The 18,510-nt window shown below is 47.6% G+C and carries 16 protein-coding genes; 10 read left to right on the top strand and 6 right to left on the bottom strand.

Features of this window, described 5'->3' with window-relative positions; genetic code table 11:
* Positions 1-63 precede the first annotated feature (63 nt).
* The 3 genes from BM202_RS22645 to BM202_RS22635 all read left to right on the top strand — a co-directional run bounded on the left by BM202_RS22645 (position 64) and on the right by BM202_RS22635 (position 3,542).
* The gene (locus BM202_RS22645; RefSeq protein WP_093830392.1) at positions 64-1,383 is read left to right on the top strand and encodes an MFS transporter; all 1,320 of its coding nucleotides are present in this window, start codon (positions 64-66) and stop codon (positions 1,381-1,383) included.
* Between the two features lie 183 nt (positions 1,384-1,566).
* Complete coding sequence (gene argH, locus BM202_RS22640; protein WP_093830390.1) at positions 1,567-2,901, top strand: argininosuccinate lyase; 1,335 nt, start codon at positions 1,567-1,569, stop codon at positions 2,899-2,901.
* Positions 2,902-2,942: 41 nt separating this feature from the next.
* The gene (locus BM202_RS22635) at positions 2,943-3,542 is read left to right on the top strand and encodes a hypothetical protein (protein ID WP_093830388.1); all 600 of its coding nucleotides are present in this window, start codon (positions 2,943-2,945) and stop codon (positions 3,540-3,542) included.
* A gap of 55 nt (positions 3,543-3,597) precedes the next feature.
* Here the strand turns inward: BM202_RS22635 and BM202_RS22630 are convergent, their stop codons facing one another.
* Positions 3,598-4,464 carry an SMP-30/gluconolactonase/LRE family protein gene (locus BM202_RS22630; RefSeq protein WP_093830386.1) on the bottom strand — a complete coding sequence of 289 codons (867 nt, stop codon included), beginning with the start codon at positions 4,462-4,464 and terminating at the stop codon, positions 3,598-3,600.
* 199 nt (positions 4,465-4,663) lie between these two features.
* Here BM202_RS22630 and BM202_RS22625 point away from each other — a divergent pair, with 199 nt between their 5' ends.
* Positions 4,664-4,873: a hypothetical protein gene (locus tag BM202_RS22625; RefSeq protein WP_093830384.1), complete on the top strand. Its 210-nt coding sequence runs from the start codon at positions 4,664-4,666 to the stop codon at positions 4,871-4,873.
* 47 nt (positions 4,874-4,920) lie between these two features.
* On the opposite strand, the gene BM202_RS22620 is transcribed toward BM202_RS22625, so the two are convergent.
* Positions 4,921-6,171, bottom strand: coding sequence for an MFS transporter (locus BM202_RS22620; protein WP_093830382.1), 1,251 nt, complete (start codon positions 6,169-6,171; stop codon positions 4,921-4,923).
* A 68-nt stretch (positions 6,172-6,239) separates the two neighbouring features.
* On the opposite strand from BM202_RS22620, the gene BM202_RS22615 reads away from it, so the two are divergent.
* Positions 6,240-6,908, top strand: coding sequence for a phosphoribosylanthranilate isomerase (locus BM202_RS22615; RefSeq protein WP_093830380.1), 669 nt, complete (start codon positions 6,240-6,242; stop codon positions 6,906-6,908).
* A gap of 112 nt (positions 6,909-7,020) precedes the next feature.
* Here BM202_RS22615 and BM202_RS22610 read toward each other — a convergent pair whose 3' ends face one another.
* Positions 7,021-7,443, bottom strand: coding sequence for an Hsp20/alpha crystallin family protein (locus BM202_RS22610; protein WP_093830581.1), 423 nt, complete (start codon positions 7,441-7,443; stop codon positions 7,021-7,023).
* Positions 7,444-7,830: 387 nt separating this feature from the next.
* Positions 7,831-8,601, bottom strand: a complete 771-nt coding sequence (locus BM202_RS22605) for an AMP nucleosidase (protein ID WP_093830378.1) — start codon at positions 8,599-8,601, stop codon at positions 7,831-7,833.
* 115 nt (positions 8,602-8,716) lie between these two features.
* On the opposite strand from BM202_RS22605, the gene BM202_RS22600 reads away from it, so the two are divergent.
* On the top strand, positions 8,717-9,160 hold the full coding sequence (locus BM202_RS22600; RefSeq protein ID WP_093830376.1) for a type I restriction enzyme HsdR N-terminal domain-containing protein: 444 nt from the start codon (positions 8,717-8,719) through the stop codon (positions 9,158-9,160).
* Between the two features lie 145 nt (positions 9,161-9,305).
* On the opposite strand, the gene BM202_RS22595 is transcribed toward BM202_RS22600, so the two are convergent.
* Positions 9,306-9,803, bottom strand: a complete 498-nt coding sequence (locus BM202_RS22595) for a hypothetical protein (protein ID WP_093830579.1) — start codon at positions 9,801-9,803, stop codon at positions 9,306-9,308.
* Between the two features lie 119 nt (positions 9,804-9,922).
* Here BM202_RS22595 and BM202_RS22590 point away from each other — a divergent pair, with 119 nt between their 5' ends.
* The 4 genes from BM202_RS22590 (at position 9,923) to BM202_RS22575 (ending at position 15,872) form a co-directional block, all read left to right on the top strand.
* Positions 9,923-12,292, top strand: coding sequence for a penicillin acylase family protein (locus tag BM202_RS22590; protein WP_093830374.1), 2,370 nt, complete (start codon positions 9,923-9,925; stop codon positions 12,290-12,292).
* A 95-nt stretch (positions 12,293-12,387) separates the two neighbouring features.
* Positions 12,388-14,202, top strand: a complete 1,815-nt coding sequence (argS, locus tag BM202_RS22585) for an arginine--tRNA ligase (RefSeq protein ID WP_093830372.1) — start codon at positions 12,388-12,390, stop codon at positions 14,200-14,202.
* Positions 14,203-14,269: 67 nt separating this feature from the next.
* Positions 14,270-14,890 carry a glutathione peroxidase gene (locus BM202_RS22580; RefSeq protein ID WP_093830370.1) on the top strand — a complete coding sequence of 207 codons (621 nt, stop codon included), beginning with the start codon at positions 14,270-14,272 and terminating at the stop codon, positions 14,888-14,890.
* An 85-nt stretch (positions 14,891-14,975) separates the two neighbouring features.
* Positions 14,976-15,872, top strand: coding sequence for a 1,4-dihydroxy-2-naphthoate polyprenyltransferase (locus BM202_RS22575; protein WP_093830577.1), 897 nt, complete (start codon positions 14,976-14,978; stop codon positions 15,870-15,872).
* 18 nt (positions 15,873-15,890) lie between these two features.
* Here the strand turns inward: BM202_RS22575 and BM202_RS22570 are convergent, their stop codons facing one another.
* Positions 15,891-18,224 carry a metallophosphoesterase gene (locus tag BM202_RS22570; RefSeq protein ID WP_093830368.1) on the bottom strand — a complete coding sequence of 778 codons (2,334 nt, stop codon included), beginning with the start codon at positions 18,222-18,224 and terminating at the stop codon, positions 15,891-15,893.
* Between the last annotated feature and the right edge of the window lie 286 nt (positions 18,225-18,510).

Raw genomic sequence — 18,510 nt, 5'->3', positions numbered from 1 at the left:
ATAGACTACCCACTACCTCAATAACAAGTCTCCAGAGGGCAGCTTTCGTTGTACCTTCGCGCTATGCTTCAGCGCACTTTCCACCTCTACCAACGTGCTTACCAGGGTCTGTCACCCTCGGTATGGCTACTGGCGGGCGTGATGCTCATTAACCGTTGCGGCACCATGGTATTGCCGTACATGACGCTTTACCTTACCCAAAAGCTTCATTATTCCATTACGAATGCGGGTATTGTGATGGCTATTTACGGCCTGGGGGCCTTCGTTGGTACGTTCCTGGGCGGCCGATTAACCGACCGAATTGGATTCTACTACGTTCAGTTGGTGAGTCTGCTGTTTAGTGGAGCGGCCTTACTGACCCTCCAGTTTATCACCAGTTTCCCGCTCCTTTGCGGCAGTGTGTTTGTTTTTACACTATTTGGTGATGCCTTCCGGCCCGCCAACCAAACCGCGATTGCGTATTATTCCGAAACCGAAAACCGCACCCGCGCTTTTTCCCTGAATCGGTTGGCTATCAATCTCGGCTGGTCGGTTGGTGGTGGCCTGGGGGGGCTGTTAGCCAGCATTAATTATAACCTACTGTTCTGGGCTGATGGTTTAACCTGTCTTACCGCTGGTCTTGTACTCTGGTTTTATTTACCTGTACCCAAGGCTCCCGACCATAACTCGTCCCTAGTACCAATACAACTGAATCAACCTAATTCCGTTAGTGACAACCTACCGAATCAGTTGCCACTAGAACTACCTGAATTAGCCAGTACTACACCTTACCGCGATACGTTGTTCATTGCGCTTGTGCTCTGCAATACGCTGTATATGTTAGCATTTATGCAATTTTTCACAATGGCACCATTGTATTTCAAGGAGAAACTTGACGTACCCGAACAGGCAATTGGGCTATTGCTGGCACTTAACGGGCTGCTGATTGTATTTATTGAGATGGCATTAGTCTACAAGCTGGAAAGCCAGAAGCGTCAGAAAGTCCCTTTAATTACCGCTGGTGTTTTGCTGGAAGCTGTTGCCTATAGTGTGCTGGCAATGCCCGGTTTGGTAAGTTTGGCCGTGCCCGGAATGTCCATCGCCCTATCGTTTATCTTGATTGTCACATTCAGCGAAATGCTGGTTATGCCTTTTCTTCAATCATTGATTGTTGAACGGTCAAAATCCGCTACACGGGGGCAATATCTGGCGGTTTACGCCATGGGCGGAGCACTCGCCCAAACAGCCTCGCCAGCGCTGGGTTCGCAACTGGTAGCCCATTTTGGCTATTCTATACATTGGCTGGTCGTCGTGGGCATCAGCCTGGCATCCGCTGGTGGATTTTGGTTGCTGGGAAAGCGGTGGCAACGTAGTGAACAGCAAGCGCTTCTTGTTGATCCATAAGTTCCTTTATGTATATCTCACTTACTACGTCCCTACGAAAACACACTACCCCGAACGACTACCCAACTTTCTTTACGACCTTTGCAGAAAAACTAAAAGAGCGAACGAGTGAATGAGTAATTAGCCTGCTTCATTCGTTCACTATTCCACTCTTTAACTCCGCTTCGGCGGTCTGATTTCGCTTTGAAACTCTGGCAAAAAGAAGGCGTTAGTACCGCCGAACAAATTGAACGCTTCACCGTCGGTCGCGACCGTGAAATGGACCTTTACCTCGCTCCCTTCGATGTAATAGGCAATCTCGCCCATGCGCAAATGCTCGAAACCATCGGCCTGATTTCTAATGATGAATTAGGAATGATGAGTGATGAATTAAAAAAGATACACCGACAAATTCAGGCTGGGGAGTTTGAGATTGAGGAAGGCGTTGAGGATGTACACTCACAGGTTGAATTGATGCTGACACGCGTATTGGGCGATGTTGGCAAGAAAATACACTCCGGAAGATCGCGCAATGACCAGGTGCTGGTCGATATGAAACTTTTCACCCGCGATCGGCTCTGGAACGTAGCAGAAGCCGTCCGGCGTGTGTTTGACCGACTGGTAAGCCGTTCGGAGCAGCATAAAAACGATTTACTACCGGGCTACACACACCTGCAAATTGCAATGCCATCGTCGTTCGGACTGTGGTTTGGCGCGTATGCCGAAGCCCTGGCCGATGATATGCTGACGTTACAGACGGCCTACCGTCTGGCCAACCGAAATCCACTTGGGTCGGGCGCAGGTTACGGCTCGTCATTTCCGCTCAACCGAACACTCACGACGGAGTTATTGGGCTTTGAAGGCATGCACGTCAACGTAGTGTATGCACAGATGAGCCGGGGAAAAACCGAACAGACAGCGCTTACGGCGTTGGCCGCGGTAGCCGCAACCATCTCGCGGATGGCGATGGACATTTGCCTTTATAACAGCCAGAACTTTGCGTTCCTGACATTACCTGACGCATTGACAACCGGCAGCAGCATTATGCCGCACAAGAAAAACCCCGACGTAGCGGAGTTACTACGTGCCAAAACCAATCGGCTGAAAGCATTGCCGATGGAGGTAACGCTGGTGATGAGCAATCTGCCTTCGGGCTATCACCGCGACATGCAGTTGCTGAAAGAAATTCTGATGCCTGCTTTCGACGAAATTCTGGATTGTCTGGACATCACGGATTTCATGCTTGAGCACATCCAGGTTAAACCAAATCTGCTGGACGATCCCAAGTACGATTTGCTGTTCAGCGTTGAACGCGTGAACGAACTGGTGTTACAAGGCGTGCCTTTCCGCGAAGCCTACCGGATTGTCGGGAAGGAAATTGCTGAGCACACCTACAGACCTCCCCGCGAGTTGCATCATACGCACGAAGGCAGTATTGGTAATCTCGGAAACGATCTGATTGTACAGGAAATGAATCAGGCCATGAGCGGTTTCGGTGCAGAGAAAGCCAAGATTGCGGTTGAACAGTTGTTGGGCTAAAACAAGTTAATTGCCTACCTTACAGAAAACACAGCAAGGATATGGTTACGACAAACGAAACTGTTCAGACAGAGATCATTCCGGAGTCGCTCATCTATGAAACGCTCAACGGTCGCCCACTTTATTATAAAGGGTATCGTGATGTTATAGCGGGTGATCTCAAACCAGAAAACATTATGGGTAGTAGTGATTTACAAAGTGTAATTGTTATGGTTTTGGCAGGCACTCTTTGGAATAAAATTAATCGTAAATCGTATTTACTCACATCTAATGAATCTGGTTTACATTTAGGGAAAAACGATAATCTGGCGGCAGACATTGCCATTTTTGATCGAATATCAGTACCAAAATTAAAAGGCAAATATTTCGACGTACCGCCTAAAATCGTGATCGAAGTCGATTTTAAAATTGATCTGAAAGAGATTGGCAGTGACGTATCGTATGTTTCCGAAAAGTCGCAGGAGTTGTTTGATTTTGGCGTTGAGCGTGTTCTCTGGTTATTATCCAGCATCCGGAAAGTAATCATCCTGCAACCTAATCAGGACTGGATTATCACTGACTGGAGCAATGACGTACTCGTTATGGACGGTTGCATTCTGAACATCAAAAATCTGCTGGACGAAGAAGAGATTTCCTACTAACTAAAATGCCCGATCGTTCTGATCGGGCATTTTAGTTAGATAATTTCTGAGACTATTATTCGAATTGATACGCAACTAGTTTATTCTTAAAGAAAGTTGGTACGATTACCAGTTTTTTCTTCGCAACGTAGTCAATATCAGCCGCATTGATTTTCTGTTCGCGCGTATCGAGTAATTGCTGTTTGGTACCATCAGCGCTGACGTGGAAAACTTGTCCGTTCCAGTCGGACACAAAGTAATTACTTTTTCCTTCGGGTACGATGCCGTCGGTATTAGCCATACCATCAGCAATTTTAGTTATTGTCTTAGTGGTTACATCTACAGATTGTAGCGCCCCAATTTTAGTGCTGCCAATCATGAGTTTGTCCTTCCCAACAGCCAGCACCCCATTGGGTTTATTAAGCTGTTCGCCCTCCATCCAAACTTCCCATTTACCATCCTGCAAGCGATAAATCTTATCGAAGCGACTGTCTGATACGTAGACCGTACCATCTTTCGCCACCGTTACGTCGTTCAGGAAAGCGTTCTTTCCAACGGCATCCCAGGTCTTTTCGGCCTGCCCGTTGGCGGTATTGATACACACCAACCGATACACATCCGTCACGTAAAGCTTGTCTTTGTAAAGCCCCATTCCTTTTGGAGCGTTCAGGCCTGATGTCCAGTGCAGATTTTCAATTTTACCATCGAGCGACACTTTTGAAATGAATCCACTCCCGTCGAGTGAGTCGGACTTCCCGTCAATGTTTGCTACATACAGGGTATTGTTGCCATCATAAAGCACTGATTCCGGTGTACGCAACGTAGTATCCGTTTCCCAGACCTTCACTAATTTCATAGGCTTCATGCGGCCCGGCGGAGATGTTAGCGCCATAAAAGTGGCTCCAATGAACAGGGCAGTCGTAGCGAGCGTAAATGACTTCATACTTTGATTGAGAATCAGCAAGTTGAATATTATAAAAAAATTTAGTTGTATCGTTCCGGGTTGGGATTTGCCTCACTGCACAGCAGCAAAAGGCACAATATGATTTTTCTAATTACTCCCTAACGGATTGATTCTGATTGGAAAACAATCTAAAAAGGAGGGTGTTTAGAAATCTCGCCTACTCCAAAAAACAAAGGTCATGGAAAACTACCAATCTCGTGCTTATCAGGTGCATACGCCAGTTAATCAACTTAAGGAAAGCATCCGCGATATGGTCCGGCTGCAACGCGATTATCAAATCTCGGATGAGTTATTCTGGGAGATATTCAACGCGAGAGTACTCCTGAATGAACATCTTGACGTTAACACATTTCTAAGCGACCTTAATATTCCAGTCGCTCAAGCCTGATTCTTTATTACGTTTCACCGGACTAAAATAACCGCTTTTCTGCGCGATCAATCCAGACGCACGGCGAACAGTTCTTTGGATCTTGTGTAGATATAGCCGACAACGAACAACGTAACAACGCCCCCCAACGCCACCGACGGCACTGTCCCTAACAGTTTGGCCAGCAAACCTGACTCGAACGCGCCAATTTCATTAGAGGAACTGATGAACATGCCGTTTACGGCCGCAACCCTTCCCCGAATATAATCGGGGGGGAAAATCTGTAGAATTGTCTGGCGAATAATTACGCTAACGCTGTCGAAAGCCCCTGTCAACCCCAGCATAAGCAGCGACAGGTAAAAATTTGTCGATAGTGAAAAGACAATTGTGGCTACGCCAAACCCTGCTACGGCCAGCAACATATTCCGCCAAGCGTTGTGCGTTGGTGGATGCTTTGCCATGTACGCCATCGTTAATAGCGCGCCAATGGACGGAGCTGCCCGCATAAACCCTAATCCTTCAGCACCAACTTTCAGAATATCCTCGGCAAAGATCGGCAAGATGGCGACTACGCCCCCAAACAACACCGAGAACAAATCGAGGGATATGGCATAGAGTACAATTCGAGTTTGGAACACAAAGCGAAAACCTTCGCCCAGGCTTTCCTTTAGACTAAGCAATGGTGCATCACTGACGGGGACAGGCTTACGATCAATCAAAGAAATCAGCAGAAAACAAACGACTAATAGACCAATCACGACGATCAACGAATTATCAAAACCAACCCAACTGTACAGAAAGCCGGCTAAACCTGGCCCAACGATAGCACCCGCCTGCCAGAAGGAACTACTCCACGTAGCGGAGTTGGTGTACAATTCGCGGGGCACAAGAAACGGCTTCAATGACGAACTAGCCGGTGAGTAAAAACCTTTGGCTGTCCCTATCAGCATTAGTACACCATAGATCGTAGCCAATCGTGCCACTTGCGACAAGCCCACAGCGATAGAAGGCTGAAATACCAGATATAGAATTACCGAACCGAGTAGAATGACCAGAAGGCTCCACTGTAAAATACGTTTCTTGTCACGACGGTCGGCTAAATGGCCTCCAAACAGCGACAGCGCAATAAATGGAATGGCTTCGGCCAGACCAACCAAGCCCAGCATTAGCGGATCGTGCGTAATTTTATACAGCTCGTAACCCAGAATAACTTCCTGAATCAGCAGGGTAGCCGTAATCAGGAAACTGTTCATCACGAAATAGCGAAACTCAGGAATACGAAGGGATGCGTAGGTATCAATAGGGGCTTGCTCAACCATAATGCTGCCGGGCGAATCAATGCTGTAGTATATTTGTCGCCTGCTCTTTAGGTAAGAAACCGCAAATCATGGAATCTCAGTTCAGGGTACGTATAAAAATTTGCTGCATTAGCCGTGTTGACGAAGCTCGGCTAGCCGTTCGGCTTGGGGCCGACGCGCTTGGCTTAGTGGGCCGGATGCCCAGCGGACCGGGCATAGTGGCCGATGAGCTGGCAGCGCAGATTGTGCAGGCAACGCCCCCACCCATCGCTACGTTCATGCTCACGAGCGAAACCACCGTCGACGAAATTGTGGCGCATCAACAGCGTGTGGGCGCCAATACCATTCAACTTGTTGATGCCGTACAGCCCGAAACTTATGCTGTGCTACGAGCCAAACTCCCCGCTATCAAGCTGGTACAGGTTATTCACGTACTCGATGAACGTAACATCGACGAAGCGTTACGAGCCGTTCAGCACGGTGCCAATGCTTTGCTACTCGATTCAGGTAATCCAACGCTGACCATTAAAGAACTTGGCGGTACAGGTCGCGTGCACAACTGGCAGGTAAGTCGACAGATTGTGGCGCAGTCGCCGGTACCCGTATTTCTGGCGGGTGGCCTAAATCTGGCAAACGTTCGCGAAGCCATTGATACCGTGCAGCCATTCGGATTAGATATTTGTAGTGGCGTTCGAACGAATGGTAATCTGGATGAACAGAAACTCGACGCGTTTATGCAGTTAGTGCACGGAATCTAGGGCATGGTACAAGGTGCATGGATTAATCGCACTCCTTCCCCCCTGCTCCAAGCAAAAAAAGCCCACGTCAATTGACGCGGGCTTTTCCATCTTCCACTTCTACCAGGTGCGATTAGGCAACGGTAATTTCCTTCACTAATTTTTCTTCTTTTACTTCAACTTTAGGCAATTCAACGGTCAAGATGCCGTCGGTATAAGCAGCTTTGATTTGGTCGGCGTTTACCGTTTTAGGTAAGCGGAAGCTACGTTCGAACGACGTGAAACCAAACTCCTGACGAGTGAATTTCTCCGTGCTTTCTTCCGTTTTTACTTCAGAATTGTAACCAATCGTCAGCTTGTTATTTTCTACGCTGATTTTCAAATCTTCTTTTTTCAGACCGGGAGCGGCCAATTCAAGAAGGAATGCGGTTTCAGTTTCTTTCACGTTCACAGCCGGTACATTAGGTGTAGTGTTTTGATACCGGTTGATTACAGGACGACCGTAAAAAGGATTAAAGAAAGTAGGGAAGTTGTTATATCGAACTAAGGTTGCCATGGTTTTATTTGTTTTATTGGGTTGTTTACTATCAAACACATTCTCTCTATTACAAACCCTGTACCAAAGCATTTTTAAGCAATCATTATGACAAAATGTCTCAATTTTTAATGAAAAAATAAAATATATGACAATATGTCATTCTCTTAACCAAAAAGATGGCAATTGGTGGCTATCTTTTGGCAGTTTTAAGCCAAATCACTACGTTCAGAGCATACTAAAAGATAGAGTTGGCGATGAAATGCGGGAAACTCGGCCACTGAACTCGGCTACAACCCAGCCTGTAAGATGGTCAGTGATTTTTTTAAGCGAAAAGGGAAGAATAGGCCTGGAGGGTTTATTTCCCTTTCGGCCTATTCTTCCCCCTCCTTCTTTTCTTCCCTTTAACTATTCAAATCGCAAGTGCTTCACCGAATCGCCGGAGGATTCGAGTTCGAGCAGGGCGTCGATACCTATTTCCAGATGCTTGTTTACGAACTGACCCGTTACCCGTTTGTCGCTTTCCTCAGTTTTCACACCTTCTGGCACCAGCGGATTGTCGGACACTAGCAACAGGGCACCGTGCGGAATCGAATTCACAAAACCAACGGTAAAAATGGTGGCCGTTTCCATGTCGATGGCCATCGCCCGGAGTTCGCGGAGATAATCCTTGAATGGTTCGTCGTGTTCCCAGATCCGTCGATTGGTAGTGTATACCGTACCCGTCCAATAATCCAGTTCGTATTTCTTTATGGTCGACGAAACCGCTCGTTGCAATCGGAATGAGGGCAGAGCGGGAATTTCCGGGCGCATATAATCATTGCTGGTCCCTTCACCCCGAATGGCGGCAATGGGCAACACCAGATCGCCGATCTGTGTCTTTTTCAGTCCACCGCATTTACCCAGAAACAACACTGCTTTTGGATCAACAGCTGAGAGTAAGTCCATGACAGTAGCCGCCATAGCACTCCCCATACCAAAGTTGATGATCGTAATGTTGTTGGCCGTAGCGGTTTGCATGGCCCGCCCGATGCCAAAAATCTCAACGTCGAATTTCTGCGCGAAAATTTCGACGTAGTTGATAAAGTTAGTCAGCAAAATATATTCGCCGAATTGTTCGATGGGGGTTCCCGTGTAACGTGGCAACCAGTTCGCAACGATTTCTTCTTTAGTCTTCATTGTTCAGGAGGGATTCAGTGAGTGGATTGATAAGTGATTGAGAGAATAAAGTGTGAATTCCGTTTTTTCGTTCGCTTATTCACGTCCTCACTCATACATTCTTTATCTTAGTGGTATGGACCCGTTGAATCTCCCCACTTTTGACTACAAAACTAAGCAAGTCGAAGGTAAACCATACATATTCGATCTGATACGCCGGAAGTACGTTCGACTGTCGCCCGAGGAGTGGGTTCGGCAGCATATTGTCAACTTACTTTTGACACACTACGCGTATCCAAAAGCACTTATTCGATCGGAAGGGGGGCTGACGCTGAATACAACACAGAAACGTACGGACATCGTAGTTTTTAATCGGCAGGGGCAGCCGTTCCTGATCGTCGAATGCAAAGCGCCACATATCACTCTGACACAAAATGTCTTCGATCAGATTGCCCGGTACAACCATGTGCACCGTGCGCCTTACGTAGTGATTTCCAATGGACTGACGCATTATTGTTGTAGCATCGATCACACGACTGCCGATGTGCAGTTCATGGACGACTTCCCGGCCTTTGTCTAATCTTTTAACTACAAGTAGTACCTGCATTCCATAATCAGTGCTACGTTGTTAAAATATTGAACACAGAGGCACAGAGAACACAGAGTTATACATACCATCTAACCCTTTGTGTTCTCTGTGCCTCTGTGTTCAATCTGTTTTTTTACTATCTAATTACCCCTTCAATCACGCCGTCTTTGATCAGTTGTCTAATAATCCATTTGGGAGGCACTTCCCAGTAGCTGCCCGTTGTGACAATGGCTTTCCAGAAAGGCCTGCCGGTGGCAAGGCTCTTCATTTCCAGATAGAGTTCATTGCGGGATGATATGGATTTACCGATACCATAGGTGTAGTTGCGGTTGAAATCAATTGTCAACACCACTTCACTCTGGCAAGTCTGCCGCTGTTTCTCGATAGATTCCTCCGGACTATCAAAGGAAATGGGACTGTTTGACACAGTGCACACCTGATAACCCACTGGAAACGCCGTTTGAAAGGTAGGTAAATAGGTTGGCTCAACAGTTGATAGATTCGATACAACCAGAATACTTCGAAACTCCGGTTTGGCATCTGCCTTTACGTTCGACTGGATGGGAATTGATCCACAACCTGCAAGGCTTGCAAGTAGACTGAATAGAAAAACTTGATAAAGCGCCGTTTTCATGAGTTCCGTGGACGTAGTGTTTTCCCAGAATAGCAACATCGCTACGTTTCAATTGTTAAGTAGTCGTCACTATTCTTAATATGTAGATTGTTGGCTATATTACTTCCAAATCTGACCGCATGCGCCACCTCTTTTTCCTGTTAGTCGTTTTTCTGCCAATTTGTTGTAATGCTCAGTCAACGCAACGGATGCAGGTAAAGGGTTTGCAACAGCCCGTCGAAATTATCCGCGATCGTTGGGGTGTCAATCATATCTACGCAAAAAATGAACATGATCTTTTCTTCGCACAAGGCTACTCGGCGGCTCAGGACCGATTGTTTCAACTGGAAATCTGGCGCAGACAGGCGACGGGTACAGTATCCGAATTACTTGGGGAGCAGGAAACGAAACGTGATATCGGAACCCGGCTGTTTCGATTTCGCGGAAATATTGATCAGGAATTGAAGCACTATCATCCACACGGTCCACAAATTGTTGGAGCGTTTGTAGATGGCATCAATGCGTACATTACCGAAATGCTGAAAACCCCCGAAAAGCTACCGTTCGAGTTTCGGGTGCTCCAAACAAAACCAGGTTTATGGACGCCTGAAATTGTCATTAGCCGCCATCAGGGCTTATTAGGTAATGTACGTGAGGAACTGAATTACGGGCGATTGGTGAAATTAATGGGGGCTGATAAACTCCGCGAATTACAGTGGTTCCACCCTATCACTAAAGCAGGTGAACCGGATTTAGCACTGCATGTCAACGGCGACGAGTTATTTCAGCCAATCCTGGAACTCTACGAAGCCTTTCGATTGCCCCTGAAGTTTCAGGGACGATTAGCGAAAGCGGACGAAGACGAGGCCAGACGTATTGGCCAACCCAGCGATATTGACAAGTGGTTCGATACGGAGAAACAATACGTTGGCTCGAACAACTGGGTAATTTCGGGTAATAAATCAGCCAGTGGTTATCCGATGCTGGCCAACGACCCCCACCGCTCGCAGTCAACTCCTTCGCTGCGTTATTGGGTACACCTCAATGCACCGGGCTGGAACGTAGTTGGCGCAGGCGAACCAACGCTGCCCGGCATTTCAGTAGGTCACAACGAATATGGTGCCTGGGGTCTGACTATCTTCGAAACCGACAATGAAGATTTATACGTGTATAAAACCAACCCCGCTAATCCGAATCAATACCGGTATAAAGATCGCTGGGTCTCGCTGAAAACACTGACCGAGACTATCCCAATGAAAAGTGGAAAGCCGGTGTTAGCAACATTAAAATATACACAACACGGGCCCGTCGTGTTCGAAGATGCAAAGAACCATAAAATCTATGCGATTCGGGCGGGATGGCTCGAAACCGGTTGTGCCCCTTATCTAGCTAGTCTACGAATGAATCAGTCCCGAAACTGGACAGAGTTTCGGCAGGCGTGTTTGTTCAGTCGGGTACCGGGTGAGAACATGATTTGGGCCGACAAAACCGGGACAATTGGCTGGCAGGCCGTGGGTTTATCGCCAATCCGAAAGAATTTCACAGGGCTGGTTCCGGTTCCAGGCGACGGTCGGTTTGAGTGGGGTGGTTACCTACCTATCCACCAACTGCCAAACAAACTAAATCCATCCGAAGGCTACGTCGTTACGGCTAATAACAACCTGACACCCAACAGCTTCCCAAATCGTAATGCTGTTGGCTGGACGTGGGCTGCACCAAGTCGGGCACACCGGATCGAAGAAGTATTGAGCGATGGCAAACGCAAGAATCTGGTTGACTTTATGGCCTTGCAGGCCGATTACCTGTCCATTCCAGCCCGGACATTGGTGCCATTGTTACAAAACCTATCGTCGCCCAATGATCGAACAGAAAAGGCGCTGACTTACTTCCGGCGATGGGATTATAAATTAGACCCCGGTTCAGTTGCGGCTGCTATCTATGTAGCCTGGGAGGGGCAATTGAAACAGGCCGTTTACCAGCAGAAAGTCCCCAAAAACGCCCAGCCGTACCTGAAAACGTTACCCTCGAAGCGTGTGACCGATGCGCTGCTCGTTCCGACAGGCGCGCGTGATAGTCTATTGCTTTTATGCCTCGACCGAGCGGTGACCGAACTCGCCGACCGGCTCGGCAATGACATGGATGACTGGTCGTACGGGCAGCGAAAAAATAAGCACATCACTATTACTCACCCGCTTAGTGATCTGGTTGACAAAGCAATGCAGAAGAAAATCAACCTCGGTCCGGTAGCGCGGGGCGGTTACGGCGAAACTGTCAATGCAACAGGAAATGACCTGAATCAAACCCACGGTGCTACGTTCCGGATGCTGGTTGATACCGAAGATTGGGATAAAACGCTTGGCATCAACAGCCCCGGCCAGTCGGGCGATCCAGATAGCCCGCACTACGGTGATTTGTTTCCAATCTGGGCGGAAAATGGTTATTTCCCGGCATTCTTCTCGAAAGAAAAAGTAAAGACAGTAGCAGAAAGAACGACAACGTTGCAACCTTAAGATTGTCCAGATTGTCGTTTGGCGTAGTCGTAGACTACGCCAAACAGCTTCCGCTCGCGCTACTTACACGCTACTTTTCGTACTTTTGCAGCCTAATGGATATTCAGGAAGAACTAAAGAAGGCAATTCAACAGGCTATTGCTGAATTGTATCAACAGGAGATCGGTGCGTCCGGCATCGGTGAGATAACTTTACAACCCACCAAGAAAGAATTCGAAGGTCTTTACACGTTCGTAACCTTTTCACTCACCAAAGCGCTACGTAAGGCGCCCGCTCAAATTGGGCAGGCCATTGGTACGTGGTTAGTCGAAAATAGTTCGGTTGTCAGTGGGTTCAACGTGGTGCAGGGCTTTCTTAATATCAGCATTGCCGATGCACCCTGGATCGACGTATTGAATGACATTGCCGCCAATCCAGCCTTCGGCACATTGCCCACCAAAGGACAATCGGTGATGGTTGAGTTTTCCTCGCCAAACACAAATAAGCCACTTCACCTCGGCCACTTACGTAACAATTTTCTGGGCGATTCAGTCAGCCGGATTTTAAAAGCAAACGGTTATGACGTAGTGAAAACCTGTATCGTGAACGATCGGGGCGTTCACATCTGCAAGTCGATGCTGGCCTATCAGCGATTCGGAACCGATGCGTCGGGCCGCGCTGAAACGCCAGAGTCGTCGGGCATGAAAGGCGACCATTTGATCGGGAAGTACTACGTTCTGTTCGATAAGGCTTACAAAGCGCAAATCGAGGAGATGGTTGCTCAGGGAACCCCTAAAGAAGAAGCCGAGAAAAAAGCTCCACTCATGCTGGACGTCCAGCAGATGCTACGTCTTTGGGAGCAGGGCGATCCTGAAACAGTGGCCCTCTGGAGTCAACTCAATGCCTGGGTCTATGCGGGCTTCGATGCTACGTATAAACGTATTGGCGTTAGTTTCGACAAGACGTACTACGAATCCAATACGTATCTTCTTGGCAAAGAAGTCGTTGAGGAGGGCCTGCAAAAAGGCATTTTCTACCGGAAAGACGACAACTCAGTCTGGATTGATTTGACCGAAGAAGGGCTGGATCAGAAACTGGTTATGCGGTCTGACGGTACGTCGGTCTACATGACGCAGGATTTGGGAACCACCGATCTCAAATTCCAGGATTACCATAACGACCGGTCTATTTGGGTAGTTGGCAATGAGCAGGATTATCATTTTAACGTCCTGTTTGCCATTCTGCGCCGGTTAGGTCGTCCGTATGCCAACGAATTATACCACTTGTCGTACGGCATGGTCGATTTGCCGACGGGCAAGATGAAATCCCGCGAAGGTACCGTTGTTGACGCCGACGACCTGATTCAGGAAACTACTGATGCTGCCTCCACAGCTGCCGATGAAGCAGCCAAAGGCAAGCTTCAGGAGTTTAGCGACGCCGAAAAAACGGCGTTGTTTCAGATGCTTGGCCTCGGCGCATTAAAATACTATTTATTGAAGGTCGATCCGCAAAAACGGATGCAATTCAATCCGGCCGAGTCGGTAGATTTGCATGGTAACACGGGGCCTTATATTCAATACGTTCACGCCAGAATTCAGTCGATTTTGCGGAAAGCTGCCGACATGGGCGTATCGGCAGAAGGACCGGTCGCGGCAACTACGTTAGATGAGCTTGAACAACAACTGGTCTTTCTGTTAAGCCAGTATCCGCAGCGGGTTGCCGAAGCTGGCGCGGCCTACGCTCCCTCCTATATCGGGCAATACGTGTATGAGTTGGCGAAAACATTTAACCAGTTTTACGATAAGCTTTCCATCCTGAAAGAAACGGATAAAAGTAAGCTGCATACCCGCCTTGTTTTATCAAAAGCGGTTGGTGAAACTATTCGTCAGGCAATGGGTTTATTGAGCATAGACGTACCTGAAAAAATGTAGTCAATTTATTCATTTTCAACGACTTTAAATACCCTTTCCAAGTTCTACCAAAACGTCAAAAACAACTATGAAAAAGAATCTTGTATTTAGTCTGATCGCTGTCGCGTTCGTTTTTACTCTTTCCAGTTTTATGTCTTTATCAACGCTCGTTAAAGGTATTTTCGCCGACAAACGCGAAGTGGCGGTAGCTCCTGCCAATGCACCAGCTCCCACAAAAAGTCTTTATGATTTCACAGTCAACTCACTCGACGGCAAACCCGTATCGCTGAAGGGTTTCAAAGGCAAGAAAGTCGTTATTCTGAACGTAGCGTCAAAATGCGGTTTTACACCGCAGTATGCTGATTGGGAGAAATTCTACAAAGAACATGGCGACAAAATTGTTGTGCTAGGTTTCCCAGCCAACAACTTCAAAAGCCAGGAACCCGGCAGCAGTGAAGAAATTGCGGAGTTCTGCAAAAAAAATTACGGTGTTACGTTCCCTATGTTTGAGAAAGTATCGGTATTAGGCGACGACCAGTCTCCGCTTTACAAATGGTTGACAACCAAAGACATGAACGGCTGGAATGACAAAGTTCCTACCTGGAATTTCTGCAAATACGTGATCAACGAAAAAGGTGAACTAACTCATTTCTTCGCGTCTAAAGTGAAACCCGAAGACGAAGAGTTCAAGAAAGCAGTAGGTATTTAAGTTTGAATGATGAATGATGAATGATGAATACACCTCACTAGTGTTTATCATTCATCATTCATCATTCATCATTTATAATTGAATGGTGAAGTCCTGGATTGCGGCTGCACGGCCGCGCACGTTACCCCTCTCCTTAGCCAGTATTATTCTTGGCTGCTTCCTGGCCAGTGCTGACCATCATTTTAGCTGGCCAGTGGCACTTCTGGCCATTCTGACAACTATTTTCCTGCAAATCCTGTCCAATTTCGCTAACGACTACGGCGATGCTGTTTCGGGGAAAGATACCGAATTACGGGTTGGTCCACGCCGGGCGGTAGCGACCGGTGATATTACCAAAGAAGCCATGTTTCGGGGTATCATCATAACGGCAATATTATCCTTCGTTAGTGGCATCTGGTTATTGGTCGTGGCGTTGTATGCCGCCGGTGGCGCGAAGCTTTTCTGGATTTTTCTGCTTGTAGGACTGCTCAGTATTGCGGCTGCCATTGGCTATACAAATGGCAAACGGCCCTACGGATATGCCGGTTTTGGCGACATTGCCGTCCTGATTTTCTTTGGCTGGGTGGGAGTTTTGGGTACGTATTTTCTACACACGTTGTCGTTCGATCCACTCTTGTTATTACCAGCTACCAGTGTAGGCCTATTTGCTACGGGAGTGTTGAACGTCAATAATATTCGGGATATTGAAACCGATACGTTAACCGGAAAGCGATCCATTCCGGCAAGGCTAGGTTTATCCTTAGCCATTCGCTACCACTGGGGATTACTCATCGCGGGCATGTTTTGTTCCATCGCCTACTCCTTCCTGACTGGCTCGGCCTGGTTCAGTTATGTATACGTATTGGCCTTTCCACTATTCATCCTGAACGGCCGGGCCGTGGCAACGCACAAGCGACCTGCTGAACTCAACGCCCGACTAGGACAGCTCGCTCTTAGTACGCTTCTATTTGTTGTGTTGTTTGGATTGGGACAGGTATTGTAATCCTGTTAGAGCTGCCCTTTACTGACGTACTACTTTCCGAGTCAACTTCTGCTGCCCCACCTGAACTGTCAGCAAATATGTTCCCGCGGCATGAGGCATATGGATTGATTCCGTTAAGGAGGTTAAAGGCGCAAAATGCTCCTGATGAATCGAACGACCCTGCATATCAGTCAGTTGGATAATGACTTCCTTTTTCTGGGTCGTTGTCAAATCAACATACACCACATCGTGAGTGGGATTAGGATAGATGCGTAGTCGCCCGCCCGCAAACTCTTCTTCAGCCGTTGGTATTAATATTGTTATGGACGCCTGCCCTGAAGTAGTGCCTTTACCACAACCGTTCTCAATAGTTGTTATTGAATAGATGACAGATCTGGCGGGCTGAACCGTAAGAACGATTGGATTAGCAGCTCCCGAAAAAGTCGTTCCGTCCGATAAGCTGCCCTTCCAGGGGCCATCCCCCGTAAGGCCAATGGCTAATGTAACGGACTTACCCTGAGACACTGTCGTTGAACCCGTTAGGGTTGCTGTTGGTAAGGCTTGAACTGTAAACTCACCACTTGACACGAGCTGAGCATTGGGCATACTACGCGGCCGCACGCGCAACCGATAGCCCGATCCAGCGGGGAAATTAGCTGGAATAGTAGCTTTTAATTCTGTTAGTTTTCCGGAACCAACAACCTGTTCGTTGGTGAAATTGCCCGTTACATCAGATAACAAGACGTCATACTGCAAGTCTGTAGACTGGGGTGCATTTTCGAATGTGATCGTTACGGGCATCGTACCGCCTACGCAAACTGAAGCAATCGTTTTGGCGATTACTTTTAGCGATTGTTGCACGGTTAATTGAAATACATCAGCTAAACAATCACGCCCATCTTTTACCGTGATCGGATACGTACCGGCTTTATCGGCAACGTAGCGAATACGGCGACTTTTTTGACCATCCGGCCAGCGGTATTCGTCCGACACACTGGGCCACGAAGCCGCCAATTGTAGCGTATCTCCGAGCTGAGCGGTCAATTCTGTCGTTTTATTGACGTTTTTCAGGATGGTAAATTTATCCTGAACGGTGCCATTGGCCATCAACAACTGCGCATCCAAGCGGTTGTCGTTAACGTCCAGAATCATCGACCCACCGACCGTTGTATTATTAAACACAGTAGCTGGATGTGGAAAATCAGGCGATTGTCCACCCAGTTGGCCTCCCGACCCATTCACGACGTAAACGGTACCTTCTCCTTTCGTTAAAATGGGACATGAATTAGATGAACCATCATAGCGGGCGGTCGTGTTTTCGGCGACGTTCTTATCTTTATTAAACGTAGCGGCTAGCCCACGTAGCCCTTTCAATCGATACGTTCGCTCGTAGCCGTGGCTATGCCCATTCAGGACCAGATCCACTCCATAGCGCTCCAGAATCGGCGTCAGATTTTCCCGAAGCAGCACCATTGACTCCTCTGTGTCGGAGTTATGGCCACCTTTACTGTAGGGGGGATGGTGAAAAATGACAATAGTCCAGGGCAATTTATTGGCGGCAAGATCACGTTTGAGCCACTTTACCTGCGTAGACGTCGTGTCGTAAAGGCGAAAGTCGCCGTCTGGCTTTCCTTGTGAGTCAAGCGAGATTAAGTGAACATTCCCATAATTGGCTGAATAATAAGATTTTGATCCTGATGGAATTCCACCTGATTCACCTTGTTGCGGAAAGGCGAAAAGCTTGTAGTACGCAATATTGAAGTTGGTCTGACTATCGGCATAATCGTGGTTGCCCGGCGTAATAAATAAAGGTGTATTGCGGAGCGTGGGCGCATAAACAGGGAACACCAGTTGCTGATATTCTTCTTCCAGACCAAATGAGTAAGCGTTATCACCCAGCCACATCCAGAGGTCGGCCGGGCGATTGGCGGTCGCATTACGGTAGGCCTGATACACATCAGCCTGGACACTAGTGCCAGTCCCACTCCCAAAATCACCCAACACCCAGAATCGCAGCGGGCGCGTATCGCCGGCAGGAACGGCCGTTTTAACGTAGTAGTCGGCTCCCGACACTAGTTGCGTATCATCGTAGCCAATGGCATAGGCATATTTCGTGGCGGGTTGCAGCCCCGTAAGTGTAAGGCTATGTTCGAGAGAAGCCTCTGACTCCTTAACATCCCGGGTCAATTGGCCAGCCGATTGACCAAACCAGACTCGGCCTTTAGTGGGCTGATCTGTACGCCAGCGGACGATAACCGATGTTGGTGTAACTACCTGTAAATAAGGTCCACGTATCAAAACAGGCGACTGAGCAGTTACCTTCGCTGTGAAAAAAAGGAGAAAAATGGTCGTTAAATAGAAGCTATATTTCATACGGTGCGAACAAAGCTACTGCGAATTTACACGTACAGATCAAAACATCCTACGCATATCAGACTGTAAATCAAAATATTACATTCATAAAATCTGCTAGTAGATGTAATGATGTTCTCCTGTTGAAAATCTTTATCTCCTGAATGACCAACAGTATTCATCCATCAACTTGACATAACTGGGCTTTAGGACGTAGCAAAACACCAAATGAAGTTGGTGCATCTGGACGATAAGGAGCTCAGGCACAAGCCGAATATACTGAATAACAGGATAGACTTTTTCATAG

This window comes from Spirosoma endophyticum, assembly GCF_900112365.1.
Taxonomy (GTDB): Bacteria; Bacteroidota; Bacteroidia; order Cytophagales; family Spirosomataceae; genus Spirosoma; species Spirosoma endophyticum.
Note: the sequence above shows the minus strand (reverse complement) of the source record. Positions and strands in the feature narration are given on the sequence as shown.